The sequence below is a fragment of the Burkholderia pyrrocinia genome, assembly GCF_001028665.1.
GTDB lineage: Bacteria > Pseudomonadota > Gammaproteobacteria > Burkholderiales > Burkholderiaceae > Burkholderia > Burkholderia pyrrocinia.
On record NZ_CP011504.1, the window covers coordinates 1,566,455 to 1,584,192 of the forward strand.

Annotated in this window: 14 protein-coding genes; 8 read left to right on the forward strand and 6 right to left on the reverse strand. The window is 68.7% G+C overall.

The window, feature by feature from the left end:
- The first annotated feature begins 143 nt into the window (after positions 1-143).
- Both ABD05_RS23250 and ABD05_RS23255 read left to right on the forward strand, forming a co-directional pair.
- Positions 144-1,562 (forward strand): MFS transporter, encoded by a 1,419-nt coding sequence (locus ABD05_RS23250; RefSeq protein ID WP_047902404.1) that lies wholly within the window; start codon positions 144-146, stop codon positions 1,560-1,562.
- 389 nt (positions 1,563-1,951) lie between these two features.
- Positions 1,952-3,289, forward strand: a complete 1,338-nt coding sequence (locus ABD05_RS23255) for a hypothetical protein (protein ID WP_082146200.1) — start codon at positions 1,952-1,954, stop codon at positions 3,287-3,289.
- Between the two features lie 313 nt (positions 3,290-3,602).
- Here ABD05_RS23255 and ABD05_RS23260 read toward each other — a convergent pair whose 3' ends face one another.
- Positions 3,603-5,834, reverse strand: a complete 2,232-nt coding sequence (locus ABD05_RS23260) for a penicillin-binding protein 1A (RefSeq protein WP_047902406.1) — start codon at positions 5,832-5,834, stop codon at positions 3,603-3,605.
- Between the two features lie 97 nt (positions 5,835-5,931).
- Complete coding sequence (gene pdxR / locus ABD05_RS23265; RefSeq protein WP_047902407.1) at positions 5,932-7,467, reverse strand: MocR-like pyridoxine biosynthesis transcription factor PdxR; 1,536 nt, start codon at positions 7,465-7,467, stop codon at positions 5,932-5,934.
- 122 nt (positions 7,468-7,589) lie between these two features.
- Here pdxR and ABD05_RS23270 point away from each other — a divergent pair, with 122 nt between their 5' ends.
- A complete protein-coding gene (locus tag ABD05_RS23270) occupies positions 7,590-8,228 on the forward strand; it encodes an FMN-binding negative transcriptional regulator (protein WP_047902408.1) in 639 nt (212 codons plus the stop codon).
- A gap of 46 nt (positions 8,229-8,274) precedes the next feature.
- Here ABD05_RS23270 and ABD05_RS23275 read toward each other — a convergent pair whose 3' ends face one another.
- Complete coding sequence (locus tag ABD05_RS23275) at positions 8,275-8,856, reverse strand: thioredoxin family protein (protein ID WP_047902409.1); 582 nt, start codon at positions 8,854-8,856, stop codon at positions 8,275-8,277.
- 233 nt (positions 8,857-9,089) lie between these two features.
- Here ABD05_RS23275 and ABD05_RS23280 point away from each other — a divergent pair, with 233 nt between their 5' ends.
- Together ABD05_RS23280 and ABD05_RS23285 are read left to right on the forward strand one after the other, a co-directional pair.
- On the forward strand, positions 9,090-9,830 hold the full coding sequence (locus ABD05_RS23280; RefSeq protein WP_047902410.1) for a response regulator: 741 nt from the start codon (positions 9,090-9,092) through the stop codon (positions 9,828-9,830).
- The gene (locus ABD05_RS23285; RefSeq protein ID WP_047902411.1) at positions 9,827-11,149 is read left to right on the forward strand and encodes an ATP-binding protein; all 1,323 of its coding nucleotides are present in this window, start codon (positions 9,827-9,829) and stop codon (positions 11,147-11,149) included. The genes ABD05_RS23280 and ABD05_RS23285 overlap by 4 nt, the downstream gene beginning before the upstream one ends.
- 105 nt (positions 11,150-11,254) lie before the next feature.
- Here the strand turns inward: ABD05_RS23285 and ABD05_RS23290 are convergent, their stop codons facing one another.
- From ABD05_RS23290 to ABD05_RS23300, 3 genes are all read right to left on the reverse strand, one after another.
- A complete protein-coding gene (locus tag ABD05_RS23290) occupies positions 11,255-11,989 on the reverse strand; it encodes a metallophosphoesterase family protein (RefSeq protein WP_047902412.1) in 735 nt (244 codons plus the stop codon).
- A gap of 89 nt (positions 11,990-12,078) precedes the next feature.
- A complete protein-coding gene (locus tag ABD05_RS23295) occupies positions 12,079-12,615 on the reverse strand; it encodes a GNAT family N-acetyltransferase (RefSeq protein WP_047902413.1) in 537 nt (178 codons plus the stop codon).
- A 12-nt stretch (positions 12,616-12,627) separates the two neighbouring features.
- Positions 12,628-13,260: a LysE family translocator gene (locus ABD05_RS23300; RefSeq protein ID WP_047902414.1), complete on the reverse strand. Its 633-nt coding sequence runs from the start codon at positions 13,258-13,260 to the stop codon at positions 12,628-12,630.
- 323 nt (positions 13,261-13,583) lie between these two features.
- On the opposite strand from ABD05_RS23300, the gene ABD05_RS23305 reads away from it, so the two are divergent.
- From ABD05_RS23305 to ABD05_RS23315, 3 genes are all read left to right on the forward strand, one after another.
- Entirely contained in the window at positions 13,584-14,777 is a 1,194-nt protein-coding gene (locus ABD05_RS23305; protein ID WP_047902415.1) for a porin, read from the forward strand.
- Between the two features lie 100 nt (positions 14,778-14,877).
- Positions 14,878-15,309 (forward strand): GFA family protein, encoded by a 432-nt coding sequence (locus ABD05_RS23310; RefSeq protein WP_047902416.1) that lies wholly within the window; start codon positions 14,878-14,880, stop codon positions 15,307-15,309.
- A gap of 469 nt (positions 15,310-15,778) precedes the next feature.
- Positions 15,779-17,704: an NHL repeat-containing protein gene (locus ABD05_RS23315; protein ID WP_047902417.1), complete on the forward strand. Its 1,926-nt coding sequence runs from the start codon at positions 15,779-15,781 to the stop codon at positions 17,702-17,704.
- The last annotated feature ends 34 nt before the right edge of the window (positions 17,705-17,738 follow it).

Consider the following 17,738-nt stretch of genomic DNA (forward strand, 5'->3'; position numbering starts at 1 on the left):
CGGGGCGTGCAATTCGGCGGGCACGCTGGCGTGCGCGTGCGCCGGATGGGCGTGCCGGTACAATGCAGCGATTCGCCCGACGGCGGCTCGACGGTCGCCGGACAACAACACACAACACGACACGATCAGGAGACGCGCCCAAGATGGCCTCAACGGACAGCCTTTCGCAGGCATCTTCCCAATCCCCATCCGTCGACCCCGGCTCGATCTCGGCCCGCCTCGACCGCCTGCCGCCCACCCGCAGCGTCTGGAAGCTCGTCATACTGCTGAGCCTCGGCTTCTTCTTCGAGCTCTACGATCTGCTCTACAGCGGCTACGTCGCGCCCGGCCTCGTGAAAAGCGGCATCCTTTCGGCGACCACGCACGGGCTGTTCGGCACTACGGGTGTCGCGAGCTTCATCGCCGCGCTGTTCTCCGGGCTGTTCATCGGCACGATCGCGTGCGGCTTTCTCGCCGACCGCTTCGGCCGCCGCGCGATCTTCACGTGGTCGCTGCTGTGGTACACGGCCGCCAACGTCGTGATGGCGTTCCAGGACACCGCGGCCGGGCTGAACTTCTGGCGCTTCGTCGTCGGTCTCGGGCTTGGCGTCGAGATGGTGACGATCGGCACGTACATCTCCGAACTCGTGCCGAAGCAGATCCGCGGCCGCGCATTCGCGTGCGAGCAGGCGGTCGGGTTCGTCGCGGTGCCGGTGGTCGCGTTCCTCGCATACCTGTTCGTGCCGCACGCGCCGCTCGGCCTCGACGGCTGGCGCTGGGTCGTGCTGATCGGCGCGCATGGCGCGCTGTTCGTGTGGTGGATTCGCCGCGAGCTGCCGGAAAGCCCGCGCTGGCTCGCGCAGCAGGGCCGGGTCGACGAAGCGGACCGCATCATGCGCGCGCTCGAGGCGAAGGTCGAAGCCGAATACGGGCGGCCGCTGCCGCCGCCTGCGCCGGCCGAACCGGTGCCGCCGCGCGGCAGCTTCCGCGACATGTGGGTGCCGCCGTATCGCCGCCGCACGATCATGATGACGATCTTCAACGTGTTCCAGACGGTCGGCTTCTACGGCTTCGCGAACTGGGTGCCGACGCTGCTGATCAAGCAGGGCATCACGATCACGTCGAGCCTGATGTATTCGAGCGTGATCGCGCTCGCGGCGCCGATCGGCCCGCTGATCGGCCTCGTGATCGCCGACCGCTTCGAGCGCAAGTCGGTGATCGTCGCGATGGCGGCGGCGATCGTCGTCTGCGGGCTGCTGTTCAGCCAGACGACGGTGGGCGCATTCCTGATCGTGCTCGGCATCGGCCTCACGCTCGCGAGCAACATCATGTCGTACAGCTTCCACGCGTATCAGGCCGAGCTGTTCCCGACGTCGATCCGCGCACGGGCCGTCGGTTTCGTCTATTCGTGGAGCCGCTTCTCGGCGATCTTCTCGTCGTTCGCGATCGCGGCCGTGCTGAAGGGCTTCGGTACCTTCGGCGTGTTCGCGTTCATCGCAGGCGCGATGGCGATCGTGATGGCCGCGATCGGGCTCATGGGGCCGCGCACGAAGGGCATCGCGCTCGAAACCATCTCGAAGTAGTCAGTGGTTGCGCACGCGTGCCGCATGGTTCGTGCGGCACGCGTGCGATGCGGCTTTGGGCGGAAACTGCATCGCCGAAATGATTTGGCATACGAATTTATTTGGCGAGAACATCGTTGCGGACGGAATGCGCAAGCCTTCTTCCGGTTACACGCGCTGAAACGCCCAACACACAAGCTTGCCGCGCAATGAAGCCGCAAGCGGAAACGAGTTGAAACAATGCGTGACGAAGCGCAAATCTGCCGCAAAGCCGCGACTTTCGTCGCTGCAGATGCTGGCGCGGACGCGTAAAATGAAGGGCCTGACGACTCATTAGCCGCCATCGGACCGCACGCGTTGCATCAGCGAACGGCTCCGCCGCGAAGAGGCGTCGGCGCCGGGCGCACACGATGCGCCGGACGTATCGATGGCTCGCGCGGAAGATGCGCCGCCCGCAACAGCAACATGCGGCGGCCGGATCGGCCGATGGCTTCGAACGTATGATGCTTTCCAGCCTGACGCGGCGATTTGCGAAGCCGCGTTGCCGTACCCGCGCAGTCGCCACGTATATGTGGCTCGCTGCCGCGCTGCCGGTTTCCGTTCTTGCCGGGCGGCCTGCCTTTGCCGCACCCGACGTCCCGTCGTCCGCTGCTACGTCATCCTCATCAGTTGCGTCGCCCGCGTCGGCGGCTTCCCGTGTGCATCCGGCGTCGCACGCGCATGCATCGTCGAGCGCATCGGCCGTGCAGCCCGCGCCCGCGGCATCGCACGTACATCATGCGGAGCCTGCCGGCGCGGCATCGGGCGCGTCGGCGGCTTCCGCCGCGTCCGCTGCAGCGCCTACGTCAGCGGCTTCCCCCGCGTCCACCGCCGAACCTGTGTCGGCCGCGTCCGCCGTGCCGGCCAACGAGGCCGAGCCGCCCGTGCCGACCCCGCCGCGCCGACATCCGCCGTTGTCGGCCGACGAGGCGAAAAACGCGACGGCTCGCGCGATCGACACGCGCAAGCGTTTCACGCAGGAAGTCACGCGGCGCCTGAACGTACCCATCAGCGAACAGCGCGCATACGGCGAGCGGCTCCAGAAGGCGCTCGCCGATGCGGACCTCGGCGACCTGGCCGGCGAATACGTCGCGATGGTCGACCGCGCGCCGAACGTGCAGGCGCTGTTCATCTACTTCCGCGCGACGCCGGCCAATGCGTGGCTGATGATCGGCGCATCGCCGGTCGGCACCGGGCTGCCGGGCAAGTACGATCATTTCCTGACGCCGCTCGGCGTGTTCCATCATTCGCCCGACAACATGGATTTCCGCGCGGAAGGCACGACGAACGAGAACGGCATTCGCGGCTACGGCCACCGCGACATGCGCATCTACGACTTCGGATGGGAGGACGGCGAGCGCGGCTGGGGCAAGGGCGGCGTGTCGCCGATGCGCTTCCAGATGCATGCGACCGACCCCGACCGCCTCGAAGCGCTGCTCGGCATCCGGCACTCGAAGGGATGCGTGCGGATTCCCGCGTCGCTGAACATGTTCTTCGACCGGCACGGCCTGCTCGACGACGACTACCAGGCGCGCGTCGAGGCCGGCAAGTCGCTGTGGGTGCTGCGTCGCGATCGCGACATCACGCCGATCGCGGGCCGCTACCTGGTCGTGATCGACAGTGCACGCAACACGCGTCCGGCGTGGTCGCCGTCGCCGGGGCGCAAGGCATGGTCGAAGTTGCCGAAGGGCGGCGATACGGCGGATTGACGGCCGGTCCGCCGGGCGCGGGAGGTGCAAGGATGAGAATAAATCCAGGAGTTCGTGCGGGGCGAAGCCGTTGCCGTGTGCGAGCACGAGCACTGGGGCCTGGTCGGCCGCGACGGGCAGTGGCGCGCGCGGCCCGAATGGACGTCGCTCGACTGATCGCCGGAGCGCGACGCGCTCCTGGCAGAACGCGACGGGAAGGTCGGTCTCGTCGACGTGACGGGGCGCGTCGTCTTCGAGCCACGCTATTCGGCGGCGACGCGTCAATGAAACGGGTAGCCGTCACGCCGGCCGGCGTTGCCCGCCGGCGGCACGCTCAGTGGAAAAACTTCAGCCAGTCGAACAGGCCGGGATGCGGACGGCGCCTCGGCGCTGGCGCCGGCGCGCTGCGCGGCCGGAAGTCGGGCGAGAACTGCACGCGCGGATCGATCGCGCGCGCACGCAGCGCCGCATCGTAGAAACCGCCGACGATCGGCAGCGCGCTGTGCGCGCCCTGCCCCCAGTAGTCGCTGCGAAGCGTCACGCTGCCGTCGTCGAAGCCGACCCACGCGCCGGCCACGAGCTGCGGATGCATCAGGATGAACCAGCCGTCCGCGTTGTCCTGCGTCGTGCCCGTCTTGCCGGCCACGTCGACGCGAATCCCGTAGCGCGAGCGGATGTCGGCGCCGGTGCCGTAATCGACGACATCGCGCATCACGTCGACGAGCGTCTGCGCGGCAGGCGCCGGCAACGCACGTTCGGGCGGCGCGCTGCCGAATGCGGCGAGCACCTTGCCGTCGCGATCCTCGATGCGCGTGATCATCTGCGGCGCGACGTACACGCCGCGGTTCGCGATCGTGCCGTACGCGGACACCATCTCCTTCAACGTGACGGGGCTCGTGCCGAGCGCGAGCGACGGCACCGCGTCGAGCGGACTGTCGCGCACACCCATCGCGCGCGCGAGCTGCGCGACCTTCGCGGCGCCTTCATGCTGCATCACCTGCGCGGTGATGCGATTGCGCGACAGCGCGAGCGCGTCGCGCAGCGTCATCGGCTCGCCGGTCGGCGGCTCCTCATCGGTCGGGCGCCAGACCGCGCGGCCGTCGATCGGGATCGCGACCGGGCGGTCGATGAACGTATCGCCCGGCCGCATGCCGTCCGCGAACGCCGCGCCATAGACGAACGGCTTGAACGTCGAGCCCGGCTGGCGTCGCGCCTGCGCGACGTGATCGAACGGCTCGCTGCCGAAATCGGGACTGCCGACCCATGCCCTGATCGCGCCGTTGCGCGGATCGATCGCGACGAAGCCAGCCTGCACCTGCGTCTTGCGCTCGCACAGCGCGCGCACGAATTCGCGATTCGCGCCGAGCTGCTTCAGTGCCGCCGCATCGGCGAGCCCTGCGTCGCGAGCACTGCGATAGTCGGGCGTCTGGCGGATGAAGCCGCGGAACAGGTCGTTGCGCAGCCCGCAGCCGGACGGGCCGCGCCATGCGCTGTCGGCGATCGCCTGCAGCCGCTCGGTCTGCTGCGTCAGCGCCTGCGTCGCGATGTCCTGCAGCCGTGCATCGAGCGTCGTGCGTACGACGAGACCATCCGAGTAGAGGTCGTAGTTGTTGCGGTCGGCCCACGCGATCAGCCACTTGCGAAGCTGCACCGCGAAGTGCGGCGCGAGGCCGGGCTGCGCCGTCTGCGGTTCGAAGTCGACGCGCAGCGGCTGGCGCTGCAATTTCGCGAGCTGTCGCGGCGACAGCATGCCCATCGTCGCCATCCGGTCGAGCACGATGTTGCGCCGCTGTACCGCGCGTTCCGGATTCAGCACCGGGTTGTAGTAGCTGTTGCCCTTCAGCATCCCGACGAGCGTCGCGCTTTCGGCGATGTCGAGCTGGTCCGCCGATTTGCCGAAGTAGGTGCGTGCGGCCATCTCGACGCCGTACGCGTTGTACAGGAACGGCACGGTATTCAGGTAGGTTTCGAGGATCTCGTCCTTGCTGTACACCGTCTCGATCTTGAAGGCGGTGATCAGCTCCTTCACCTTGCGCGTGAGCGTCAGCGAACGGCCGACTTCGTCCGGGTACAGGTTGCGCGCGAGCTGCTGCGTAATCGTCGAGCCGCCCTGGCGCGCGCCCGAGAACGTGTGCAGCCCGGCCGCGATCGTGCGGCGCCAGTCGATGCCGTGATGCGAGTAGAAGCGGTGGTCCTCGGTCGCGATCAGCGCGTCGACCATGTGCGGCGAGATCTGCTTGAGCGGCACCCATTCGCGGTTGACGGGCCGGAACTCGGCGATCAGCTCGCCGTCGGCCGACAGCACGCGCGCGGGGCGGTCGATGCGCGCCTTGCGGATGTCGCCGATGCTCGGCGTGAACGGAACGAACGCCAGCAGGACCAGCAGGCCCAGCACCGGTATCGCGGCGAGCGTCAGCGCCACGCCGCGCCGCGTCGGATGACGCAGGCGATGCAGCGCGCCGGCGCACAGCGCGCGGGTGCGCGCACGGCAGGCGGCGGCGAGCGGTGCGACACGGGCGCGGCAGCGGAGCCACGCGTCTCGAAGAAACGGCACGAAGCGATTCACGGCGGCAGGGGCGTGGACGGAAGAGGCGCGATCCTAGCAAACGGCGCACGCTTGCCGGCGGCCGAAACGGCCTTTTGCTTGCAGGAGTTACAGACGATTACGTTTGTTGCCTGCGGACAACCTTTTGCGGTGCGACCGGCCGCGATTCTTCCGACGAAACCACGTCCGCGAGCCGCTGCGCGGCCGCCTCCATCTGCGCGCGGCCGAACCCGCCGAAGCCGAGCACGAGCCCCGGGCGGGCCGTGCCCGGCGCGAACATCGGCGACACCGCGCGCACCGCGACGCCGGCCTTCGCCGCGCGCGCGACCACGTCGAGATCGTCGATCCCTTCGGCGAGCCACAGCACGACGTGCATCCCCTGGTCGCCGGGCTGCACCCATGCGCGTTCGCGCGGCAGCCGCGCGCCGAGCGTGTCGATCAGCAGCGCGCGCTGCTCCGCGTACACGCCGCGTACGCGGCGGATGTGGCGGTCGAGATGGCCTTCCGCGATGAACGCGGCCAGCACGTGCTGGTCGGCGGTCGGCGCATGGCGATCCATCAGCACGCGCGCGCCGCAGAACGCGGGCACGAGATCGTCGGGTGCGATCACGTAGCCGAGCCGCAGCGACGGAAACAGGATCTTGCTGAACGTGCCGAGATAGATCACGCGATCGGGGTCGAGCCCCTGCAGCGACGGGAACGGATAGCCTTCGTAGCGCAGTTCGCTGTCGTAGTCGTCCTCGACCACCCACGCGCGCTGTGCGCGTGCCCATGCAAGCAGCGCGTTGCGCCGCGCCATGCTCAGCGGCATGCCGAGCGGGTACTGATGCGACGGCGTGACGAATGCGGCCCGCGCGTGCGGCGCCAGGCGGATGCCCGCGTCGACGTCGATGCCGTCGGCGTCGACCGGCACGCGGACCATCGCATCGCGTCGCCCGGTGCTTTCGAGCAGCGCGGTGATGCCGCGATAGGCCGGATTCTCGACCCAGGCCTGATCGTCCGCGCCGAGCAGCACCTGGCTCGCGAGATGCAGCCCCTGCTGCGTGCCGCTCGTGATCACGACCTGGTCGGCCGTGCAGCGCACCGAGCGCGACCGGCGCACGTAGTCGGCGATCGCTTCGCGCAGCGGCAGCGCGCCTTGCGGATCGGCATAGCCGGACGGCGCGCCGGCGCCGCGCGCGCGCAGGCGGTTGCCGAGCCGGCGCCAGATGTCGTCGGGCGCGGTGAGACCGACCGGCACCGAGATCGCGAACGGCATGGCCGGCAGCGGAAGGAATTCGCGGGCGATCCGCGCGAAGGTGGCGGCCGGTTCGGGCAGCCCGGCGCGCGCCGGGCGCCCGCGTTGGGCGGGTGGTTCGGGTTTGTCGACGGGCGGTGGTTCGGCGAGCGCGTGCGCGACCCGCGTGCCCGCGCCGCCGCGCGATTCGAGGAAGCCTTCGGCGACCAGTTGCGCATACGCGTCGACGACGGTGCCGCGCGCGACCTGCAGCGCGGCCGCCAGCAGCCGCGTGGACGGCAGCGTGTCGCCCGGACGAACGTCGCCGCGGCGCACGGCGTCGCGCAGCGCCTGCGCGAGCTGGCGGCTCAGGTCGCCGGCCGCGCGATCGAGCGCGCCGAGCGACGGGATTTCGACGATCCGGGCCGTTCTTGCCATGATTCTGGTCTGCTGAAAATGTTCCAAACCGGCTCTACAGCATAAACCAGTTTGAGGCCACAATCGGCGCATGACGGGCCAGCGCCCAGCCAATTCAACCCCTGCACGACCGTGGAGCCGACATGTACGTCCCCGCCGATTTCAACGAGCCCAACCCCGACGCGCTGCGCGAACTGATCGTGCAGCACCCGTTCGGCAGCCTGATCACGCACGGGAAGAACGGGCTCGACGCGAACCACATCCCGTTCGAGCTGCTGCCGGGCGACGGCGGGCTCGGCGAGCTGCACGCGCACGTCGCGCGCGCGAATCCGGTCTGGCAGGACGTCGCGAACGGCGACGAGGTGCTCGTGATCTTCCGCGCCGGCGACGCGTACATCTCGCCGAACTGGTACCCGAGCAAGCATGTCGCGCACCGGCAGGTGCCGACCTGGAACTACGTGGTCGTGCATGCGCACGGCCGCATCACGGTGCGCGACGACGAGAAGTTCGTGCGCGGCGTGGTCGCCCGGCTGACGCGCACGCACGAAGCGTCGCAGCCGGTGCCGTGGAAGATGGGCGACGCGCCGGCCGATTATCTCGACACGATGCTGCAGTCGATCGTCGGGCTGCAGATCGAGATCACGCGGCTCGTCGGCAAGCGCAAGCTTGGGCAGAACAAGGCGGTCGAGGATATCCGCGGTGCCGGCGACGCACTGATCGCGGACGGAAAGCTTGCGATCGGGGAAGCGATGCTGGCGGCGGCCGACGCGAAGCGCAACTGAGCGCATGACGCACGCGCGGGCGAGTGCCGCGCCCGCGCTCCGGCAGTTACTGCGTGCGCGTCGCTCCCTTCATGCCTTCCCCCGCCTGCGCGAGCGCACCGCGAATCGCCGCCTCGGTCTTGTCGTACCCGCCTTCGCCATAGCGCGTATAGACGACCTTTCCGTTCGCATCGATCAGGTACAGCGCGGGCCAGTACTGGTTGCCGTACGCGCGCCACGTGGCGTAGCGGTTGTCCTGCGCGACCGGATACTGGATGCCGAAGCGCTTGATCGCATCGGCGACGTTGCCGGCGTCGCGCTCGAACGGATATTCGGGCGTATGCACGCCGACCACGACGAGCCCCTGGTCGCGATACTTCCGATACCAGTCGTTCACGTACGGAATCGTATGAATGCAGTTGATGCACGAGTACGTCCAGAAATCGACCAGCACGACCTTGCCGTGCAACTGGTCGAGCTTGAGCGGCGCGCTGTTGTGCCAGCGGTCGATGCCGGTGAAGTCGGGCGCTTGCGTGCCGGCCAGCGAGGTCGCCATGCCCGCGTCGTCGCGGGTGCCGGCGAAGGCGGCGAGCCCGGCCGTGGCGGCGAGGGCGATGACAAGGGCGGCGGTCTTGAGTCGGGGCAGCATGGCGTTCTCCTGATCGGGAGGCCGTCGCTCGGGTGCGGCGGCCGGACGTGTTTCGACAGGCCCCATTAGGCTGCGCCGACGTATCTGCGATGTGTCCGGCGAGCCGCGCGTGTGCAATGTTGTGTGTCGTCGCGGCGGCGCGATACATTGGGATACAAACGCGCGCCCGCCGTGCGGTATAACAGCGGACATCGCCAGCCCGAACGACCCGACACCGACAGCGACACCGACTTATGGACAAGACCGACCACGTGCTGATCGTCGACGACGATCGCGCGATCCGCGAACTGATCGCGGACTACCTGGAGAAGAACGGCATGCGCGTGTCGCTGGCCGCGAATGGCCGCGAGATGCGCAACGCGCTGGACGACGGCGCGCCCGACCTGATCGTGCTCGACCTGATGCTGCCGGGCGAGGACGGCCTCACGCTGTGCCGCGACCTGCGCGCCGGCAGGTTCCGCACGGTGCCCGTGCTGATGCTGACCGCGCGCGGCGAGGAAACCGACCGCATCATCGGCCTCGAGATGGGCGCCGACGACTACCTGGCCAAGCCGTTCGCGGTGCGCGAGCTGCTCGCGCGGATCCGCTCGGTGCTGCGCCGCGCGCGCATGCTGCCGCCCGGCATGCAGGTGACGGAAACGGCCGAGATGCTCGCGTTCGGCGAATGGCGGCTCGACACGACGGGGCGCCACCTGCTCGACGCCGAAGGCACGCTGGTCGCGCTGAGCGGCGCCGAATACCGGCTGCTGCGCGTGTTCCTCGACCATCCGCAGCGCGTGCTGACGCGCGACCAGTTGCTCAACCTCACGCAGGGGCGGCAGTCCGACCCGTTCGACCGGTCGATCGACCTGCTCGTGAGCCGGCTGCGCCAGCGGCTGCGCGACGGTGCGCGCGAACCGCGCTACATCAAGACACTGCGCAACGAGGGCTACGTGTTCTCGTCGGCCGTCACTGCCGTCGACGGTACGTCATGAGCGCGCGCACGCTGTGGCACTGGCCGCGCTCGCTGTTCGCGCGGCTCGCGCTGATCCTGTGCGTGGGCCTCGCGCTCGCGCAGACGCTGTCGTTCTGGCTCACGGTGACCGAGCGCGACCAGGCGACCACCAACCTGATGATGGGCTACATCGAGCGCGAGGTCGCGAGCTCGGTCGCGCTGCTCGACCACCTGCCGGCGGCCGAGCGCGCCGCGTGGCTGCCGCGCCTCGCGCGGCGCAGCTATGCGTTCATCCTCGGGCCCGGCGAGACCGGCACGCCGCCGGAAGCGCGGCTGTCGGCGCGCGTCGAGCGGTCGATTTCCGACGGCATCGGCGGCGACTATCCGCTGACCGCGAACGCAATCCCCGGCGACCGCGAACACCTGCAGGTGCATCTGCGGCTGACCGACGGGTCGCCGCTGACGATCGACATCCAGCCGATGTCGACGGTGCCGCTGTCGGGCTGGCTGCCGGTCGTGCTCGTGCTGCAGCTCGCGGTGCTGGCCGCGTGCTGCTGGCTCGCGGTGCGGCTCGCGACGCGCCCGCTCAAGCAGCTCGCGCAGGCCGCCGACGCGCTCGGCCCCGACCTGAAGGGCGAGCGCCTGAACGAGGGCGGGCCGTCCGAGGTTGCGCGCGCCGCGCGTGCGTTCAACGCGATGCAGGACCGTATCGCGCAGTACATGGCGGAGCGCATGCAGATCCTCGCGTCGATCTCGCACGACCTGCAGACGCCGATCACGCGGATGCGGTTGCGGGTCGACGTGATGGACGACGACGTGCAGGGCACGAAGCTGCGCCAGGACCTGCTCGAGATGGAGCATCTGGTGAAGGAGGGCGTCGCGTATGCGCGGACGCTGCACGGCACCGAGGAAGCCGCGCGCCGCATCGATCTCGACGCGCTGCTCGACAGCATCGTGTGCGACTACACGGATGCGGGGCAGGACGTCGCGCTGCACAGCCGCACGCCGCTGGCACTCGTCACGCGGCCGAAGGCGCTGCGCCGCATCGTCGGCAACCTCGTCGACAACGCGCTGAAGTTCGCGGGCGCGGCCGAGATCGACGTGCACGCCGCGCCGGACGGCGGCGCGGTCATTGCCGTGCTCGACCGCGGGCCCGGCATTCCGGACGATCAGCTCGATGCGGTGTTCGAACCGTTCCGGCGCGTGGAGACGTCGCGCAACCGCGAGACGGGCGGCACGGGGCTCGGCCTTGCGATCGCACGGCAACTGGCGCTCGCGATGGGCGGCACGCTCACGCTGAACAACCGGCCGGACGGTGGCGGGCTGGAGGCGAAGCTGACGCTCAGGAATGCGGGGTGATGCGACGCCGCGCGCGTGAGCGTCGCGGTATCAGGTTCAGGTTGAAGCAGCGGCGCGCGCGGTCACACGCGCCGCAGATGCGCGTCGACGAGCGGCGCGGGCGCGTCAGCACCGGCCGGTTTGCAGCGCGACGGTCCAGTCGTCGCGCCCGCGCGATGCCGCGGTGGCGGCGGCCGTGTGCCAGTCGTATTCGACCGCATGGAATTCGACGTTCCAGCCGGCTGCCGTGCGCGACACCATCGCGTAGCGCGCATGCGGCGAGCCCGTTTCGATCCGGTGCGGGTGCGGCAGGTCGTCCGCGTACGCCTGCAGCCCGACGCTGCCCGGGTTGACGATCAACCGGCCGTCCGCGAGTTTCGCGGTGCGCGGCAGGTGCGTGTGGCCGCACAGGATCAGCGACGCCGGCGCGTCGCCCGCGCGCTGCGCGATTTCATCGGGCGTTGCCGCGCGGCAGCCGTCGGGCGTGACCGTTTCGAGGAAATAGACGAAGTCGCTGGCCGGCGTGCCGTGCACCATCAGCACGTCGTCGTCGAGCGTCACGCGTTCGGGCAGCGCGGCGATCCAGTCGAGATGATCGGCGCGCAGCGTGTCGCGCGCCCAGCGATCCGACAGCCGCATCGACTCGCGATCGTCGGCGAGCAGTTGCCGTTCGTGATTGCCCTTGACGGTCGGCAGGTCGAGCGCGATCAGGCGGTCGGCCGTTTCGGCCGGATGAAGCGCGCCCGACACGATGTCGCCGAGATTGACGATCACGTCGGCGCCGCGGCGGCGGACGTCGTCGAGCACCGCGTCGAGCGCGGCGAGGTTGCCGTGGATGTCGGAGAGCGCAGCGATTTTCATGGCGGACCGTCGAGGCAGGGAACGGCGATTGTCGCCAATTCAGTGCGGGCCGTCCATTCGCGCTCGCGGGTGACGCCGCGCGCGGCGCGTCAGTCGGTCGCGAGCCGCGCGTACATCGCGAAATCGCCCGGTGTGCCGCGCACGATCCGGTACGCGCGCAACAACCCTTCGTAGCGGTAGCCGCACTTCTGCAGCACGCGCGCGGAGCCCGCGTTGCTGGTCAGCACGACACCCTGGACGCGCATGAAGCCGCCGTCCGCGAATGCCCACGCGGTGACGGCTTCGCACAGCGCGCTCGCGATCCCGCGCCCCCAGTGCGCCGGCGCGAGGTCGTATGCGATCTCCGCCGAGCGGTTCGCGGTGGATACCGTATGCAGCCCGATCGTGCCGGCGAGCGCACCCGATGCGGTATCGACGATCGCGAGACGCCGGATCGAATCGGGGGCGGCCGATTCGATGTGGTCGAACAGCGGCAGCAGATCGTCGCGCGAGCGCAGGTCCCAGCTCGTGTGGCGAACGACGTCGGGGTTCGACAGGTACGCGTACCACGCGTCGAGATCCGCGCGTTCGAGCTGCCTGAGCGACAGGCCCGGAAAGCCGGGGCGAGGCGGCGCATCGACCCTCATCGGAACCCGCCCCTACGCGGCATGACGCCGGTACAGCGCCAGCGAACCGGCGAGCGCGAGCAGCATCGCGCCGCACGTGCGTTCGAGCCACAGCGCGCCCGAGCGCTTCAGCAGCCGCACCGCACGTGCGCCGAGCAGCGCATAGCCGAACATCACGACGCCGTCGAGCAGCGCGAACGTGACCGCGAGCGCGACGTATTGCGGCGCGAGCGGCGCAGACGGATCGAGGAACTGCGGCAGGAACGCGGAGAAGAACAGATAGCCCTTCGGGTTCGTCACCGCGGTCAGGAAGCTTTTCGCGAAAATCGACGCGTTGCGTTCGGGCGTCGCGCTCGCGTGCGCTGTGGCGACGTCGAGTGAACCCTTCGACGCCAGCAGCCGGATGCCGACATACGCGAGGTACGCGGCGCCGAGCCACTTCACCACCGAGAACCAGAACGCCGACGCCATCAGCAGCGCGCCGAGGCCGAGCGCGACCGCGACGATCAGCACGAAGTCGGACAGCATCGCGCCCGCGAAGCCGTACGCGGAGCGGCGCACGCCGTAGCGCGAGCCGTTGGTCAGCGCGAGCAGCACGGTCGGGCCGGGTGTCGCGATGCCGACGAACGCGACGGCGGCGAAGATGAGCAGGGTCGTTTCATGCATGAAGGAACTCCCGAGGGAAGGCGCGCGTTCGATTATCGGGTGCGTGCGCCTGCGTTGTACAGGCACGGCAGCCGTGCGGCCGGTCGCGCTTTCGACTATCTCGATTTTGGCAAGAAACTGTTTTCATCATTGCGCTTTAGTCTGGGACCGGTTCCATCTACCATGGCGGCCGCAGCGGGCCTGCCCGCCGCGACGCCGCGCGCGCCCGTCGCATGCGCGCATTCCCGCGTGCGGATGCCACGACCGCGCACGGCCGGCGGCGCTCGCCGCCGCACGCGCTACTCGCACAGAACAACGGGTTCACCGCCCGGAGACATAAAACCATGAACAAGCAACTGATCGCAGGACCGCTGCTGCTCTCGCTCGCGGGCGGCGCCTTCGCGCAAAGCTCCGTCACGTTGTACGGCATCGTCGATGCGGGCGTGACCTATCGCAGCAACGAACGGGTCGGCTCGGCCGGGGCGTACACCGGGCATTCGAGCGTCGGGCTCACGACCGGCAACCTGTCCGGCAGCCGCTGGGGCATCAAGGGTTCCGAGGATCTCGGCGGCGGGATGCGCGCGCTGTTCGTCCTCGAGAACGGCTTCGACATCACCAACGGCACGTCGGGCCAGGGCGGCCGCCAGTTCGGCCGGCAGGCATTCGTCGGCATCGGCAGCGACCGCTACGGCTCGGTCACGCTCGGCCGGCAGTACACGTCGCTCGACGACTTCGTGAGCCCGGTCGGCCCGTCGTCGTTCATCGGCGGGTTCGGCGCACACCCGGGCGACATCGACGATCTCGACCAGACCGCGCGCGTCGACAGCTCGATCAAGTACACGAGCGCCAACTACGCGGGCTTCACGTTCGGCGCGCTGTACGGCTTCGGCGGCCAGCCGGGCAGCATGAAGCAGCGCAACACGTGGAGCGTCGGCGCGGCATACGCGGCGGGCCCGCTGCGTGTCGGCGTCGGCTACGAGCGCTCGGACAACAGCAAGACGGGCGCGACCGACCCGACAACGGGCAAGTGGCAGAGCACCGACGACGGCCTGTTCAACTCGTCGATCAACGAAGGTTATGCGAGCGCGCAGTCGCAGCAGGTCATCGCGACGGGTGCGACGGTCGACTTCGGCCCGGCCGTCGTCGGCGTGAACTACAGCAACGTGCAGTACCGCGGCGGCGACCGATCGCTGTTCGCCGGCCACGCGACGTTCAACGTCGCGGGCGTGTTCACGCGCTGGAACGTGCGGCCGCAGACGCAACTGTTCGCCGGCTACAGCTACACGCGCGGCAGCGATGTCGATGGCGTCGACGACCGCGCGCAGTACCACAACGTGACGCTCGGCGCCGTCTACGACCTGTCGAAGCGCAGCAGCGTGTACCTGCTCGGCGCGTACCAGCATGCGTCGGGCATGACGCTCGACGCGCTCGGCCGGCCGGTGGCCGCGACCGCGTCGGTGTCCGACAAGGCGAACGGCCATTCATCGGACTCGCGGTCGCAGGCGATCGTCAGCCTCGGGCTGCGCCAGAAGTTCTGACACGCAGCATTCGTTGCGGCCGCAACGTCGTTCGCAGCCGGTGCGGGCGACGTTGCACGCGTGCTCCTATACTGTCGCCTCTGTTCTTCGAGGAGACGACATGACCCGAACGCTTTCTGCGCGCTGCCTGTGCGGTGCCGTCACCGTCACGCTGCGCGGCGAGCCGGCGGCACGCGCGAACTGCCATTGCGCGACTTGCCGCGATTTCTACGGCACGTCGATGCTGTCCGCGACCGCGTGGCCGCCGGAGCAGGTTGCCGTCGACGGCACCGGCGCAACGTTCCCGCACCCGTCGAAGTCGATGTCGCGCACGTGGTGCGCGTCGTGCGGCGAGATCGTGTCCGGGACGAACCGGCTCGGCATGCGCGTCGTGCCGAACAGCCTGACCGCGCGTGCGCACGGCGGGCAACTGCCTGACCATCTGCAGCCGACGATGCACCTGTTCTACCGGCACCGCGTGATCGACGTCGTCGACGCGCTGCCGAAATACCTCGACGGCTGGGACGGCCCGACGCTCGACAGCGCAAACTGAACGATCGCGACCGCGTGCCGGCACGGCCGGCGCGCGGCTTGTACCGCCGCATCCTTCTTCCCCCTTGCTTGCTTCCGCCCGCCGCGTTCGCGGCACGCCCGATACGTCGAATCGCGAAACGCCGATTGCGCCGGATAATATTTTTTCTCTTTCATTTTAATTTCGATTTGTAATCATCGGGCCTGTTTTCGGGGAATGAAAAGGCAATGCGGGCATGTCAGAAAAAATGACGCATTCGCATTGCGAGACCCGGAAGAAAATGCCGGGAAAAGCGCCGAAGTCGCGCTGCCGGTGGGCCGTTGCGGCGCGGTGAGCGGGTTTGACCATCATTGACGAAAAAACGCCGGACGGGATAAAAGCACGCGGTTAATAATTCGGGATGACGGCGAATGTGCTTTTGCCGGAATCACCAATATTTCATGCGTCGAGATTTACAGTGTCGACACACGATCGTCCGGGAGCATTATTCATGTCAATGAAACAAATTCGCGCGGCATTGCTGGGAATGTGCGTGGCCATGCTGGCGCCGGCGAGTCACGCGCAGGCGCAATACACGACGGACTGGCTCGCGAACACGTTCGGCACGCTGGCCGCGCACGTGGGCAACGGCGCGCGCTCGATGTGGGTCGCGCCCGAGGGCGTGATCTACACGGCGTCGCGCTGGGACGAGAACGCGGGCGGCGTCGCGATCTACCAGAACGGCCAGCCGCTCGGCACGATCGGCATCCACGACGAATTCCAGGGCGGCGCGATCACCGGCAACTCGACGTCGCTGTTCGTCGCGCTCGGCTACAACCGCACGTTCGGCAGCGGCTCGGTGGGCCGCTACAATCGCGGCACGAACCTGCGCGACCTGCGCATCCCGGTCAGCACTTGGACGGGCATCCAGTACGCGGACGTGATCACGGGCCTCGCGACAGCCGGCAACCTGCTGTACGTGAGCGACTTCTACGGCAACCGCGTGCGCGTCTATACGACGGACGGCGTGTGGCAGCGCGACATCGGCGTATCCGGGCCGGGCGCGCTGGCGCTCGACGCCGCCGGCAACCTGTGGGTCGCGCGCAAGAGCGCGGGCGTCGTCGCGCAATTCAGCGCGACCGGCACGGCGATGAACACGATCCAGATGGCGGCCGGCGCGCGGCCGGCGTCGCTGTACTTCGATGCGTCGATGGGCCAGTTGATGGTGGGCGACCAAGGGCCCGACATGAACATCAAGGTCTACAGCGGGCTGCTCGGCCTGCCGATGCAGGTCGGCACGTTCGGCGTGCAGGGCGGCTATCTCGACACGACGACGGGCATCAAGGGGCAGGTCGGCGACAAGCGCTTCACGCGCGTCGCCGCGCTCGGCAAGGATTCGGCCGGCAACCTGTACGTGCTGAACAACGCCTGGGGCGGCGGCTGGGATCTCGGCCGCAACGGCAGCACCGACCTGCATTCGTACAGCCCGACGGGCGCGCTGCAATGGAAGCTGCAGGCGCTGAACTTCGAGGGCATCGCCGCGCCCGATCCGGTGACGGACGGCGCGTTCTTCTACAGCGGCAACAACGTGTACACGGGCGGGGCAGGCGGCACGTTCGTCGCGAACACGGTCGACCCGTTCACCTATCCGAAGGACCCGCGCCTCGACATGAACGACTACCAGCGCGGCCAGCACTTCGGCCAGCTCGTGATGGTCGGCGGCAACCGGATCCTCGTCGCGTCGGGCCAGAACCCGGGCAACTTCAACTTCTATTACTTCAATACGGCGAGCGGCTATATCGCGATTCCGGCCGGCTCGCTCCCGGGCAAGCCGTTCAATACGACGCTCCAGGTGACGGCCGGTTTCGACATCGACGGAAATGGCGACGTGTGGGCGGGGCTGAACGGATCCAACGTGATTTCCCGCTACCCGATGACGGGCTTCGACGCGACCGGCAAGCCGTCATGGGGCAAGCCGACGACGACGCCCGTGCCGAGCAGCGTGGCGCCGGTCACGCGCATCATCTACCAGGCGGACAGCGACACGATGATCCTCGCGCAGGGCCTCGCGGGCAACTGGGACTGGACCGCGATGAACGGGCACATCGAGGTCTATCACGGCTGGAAGAACGGCAACACGAACGCGCCGAATCCGGTGATCAACCTGACGAGCGCGAATCCGAAATCGATCGCGGCGGCCGGCCACTACCTGTTCGTCGGCTACGTGCACACCGTGCCGAACATCGACGTGTTCGACCTGAACACCGGTGCGCTCGTCACCACGCTGACGAATTCGAACGCGTCGGCGATGGACGTCGGCAACGACGTCGACTCGATGTACGGCGTGCGCGCCTACCTGCGCTCGACCGGCGAGTACGTGATCACCAAGGACAACTACAACGGCACGAGCATCGTCGTGTATCGCTGGCGTCCGTGACCGCGCCGGCCGGGCCGGCCGGCGCGGCATGGCG

Excerpts from the sequence above, each read along its gene's own strand:
- ABD05_RS23250 (WP_047902404.1), top strand. The coding sequence starts at position 144 with ATGGCCTCAACGGACAGCCTTTCGCAGGCATCTTCCCAATCCCCATCC.
- ABD05_RS23255 (WP_082146200.1), top strand. The coding sequence starts at position 1,952 with ATGCGCCGGACGTATCGATGGCTCGCGCGGAAGATGCGCCGCCCGCAA.
- pdxR (WP_047902407.1), bottom strand. The coding sequence starts at position 7,467 with ATGGCAAGAACGGCCCGGATCGTCGAAATCCCGTCGCTCGGCGCGCTC.
- ABD05_RS23270 (WP_047902408.1), top strand. The coding sequence starts at position 7,590 with ATGTACGTCCCCGCCGATTTCAACGAGCCCAACCCCGACGCGCTGCGC.
- ABD05_RS23275 (WP_047902409.1), bottom strand. The coding sequence starts at position 8,856 with ATGCTGCCCCGACTCAAGACCGCCGCCCTTGTCATCGCCCTCGCCGCC.
- ABD05_RS23280 (WP_047902410.1), top strand. The coding sequence starts at position 9,090 with ATGGACAAGACCGACCACGTGCTGATCGTCGACGACGATCGCGCGATC.
- ABD05_RS23285 (WP_047902411.1), top strand. The coding sequence starts at position 9,827 with ATGAGCGCGCGCACGCTGTGGCACTGGCCGCGCTCGCTGTTCGCGCGG.
- ABD05_RS23290 (WP_047902412.1), bottom strand. The coding sequence starts at position 11,989 with ATGAAAATCGCTGCGCTCTCCGACATCCACGGCAACCTCGCCGCGCTC.
- ABD05_RS23295 (WP_047902413.1), bottom strand. The coding sequence starts at position 12,615 with ATGAGGGTCGATGCGCCGCCTCGCCCCGGCTTTCCGGGCCTGTCGCTC.
- ABD05_RS23300 (WP_047902414.1), bottom strand. The coding sequence starts at position 13,260 with ATGCATGAAACGACCCTGCTCATCTTCGCCGCCGTCGCGTTCGTCGGC.
- ABD05_RS23305 (WP_047902415.1), top strand. The coding sequence starts at position 13,584 with ATGAACAAGCAACTGATCGCAGGACCGCTGCTGCTCTCGCTCGCGGGC.
- ABD05_RS23310 (WP_047902416.1), top strand. The coding sequence starts at position 14,878 with ATGACCCGAACGCTTTCTGCGCGCTGCCTGTGCGGTGCCGTCACCGTC.
- ABD05_RS23315 (WP_047902417.1), top strand. The coding sequence starts at position 15,779 with ATGTCAATGAAACAAATTCGCGCGGCATTGCTGGGAATGTGCGTGGCC.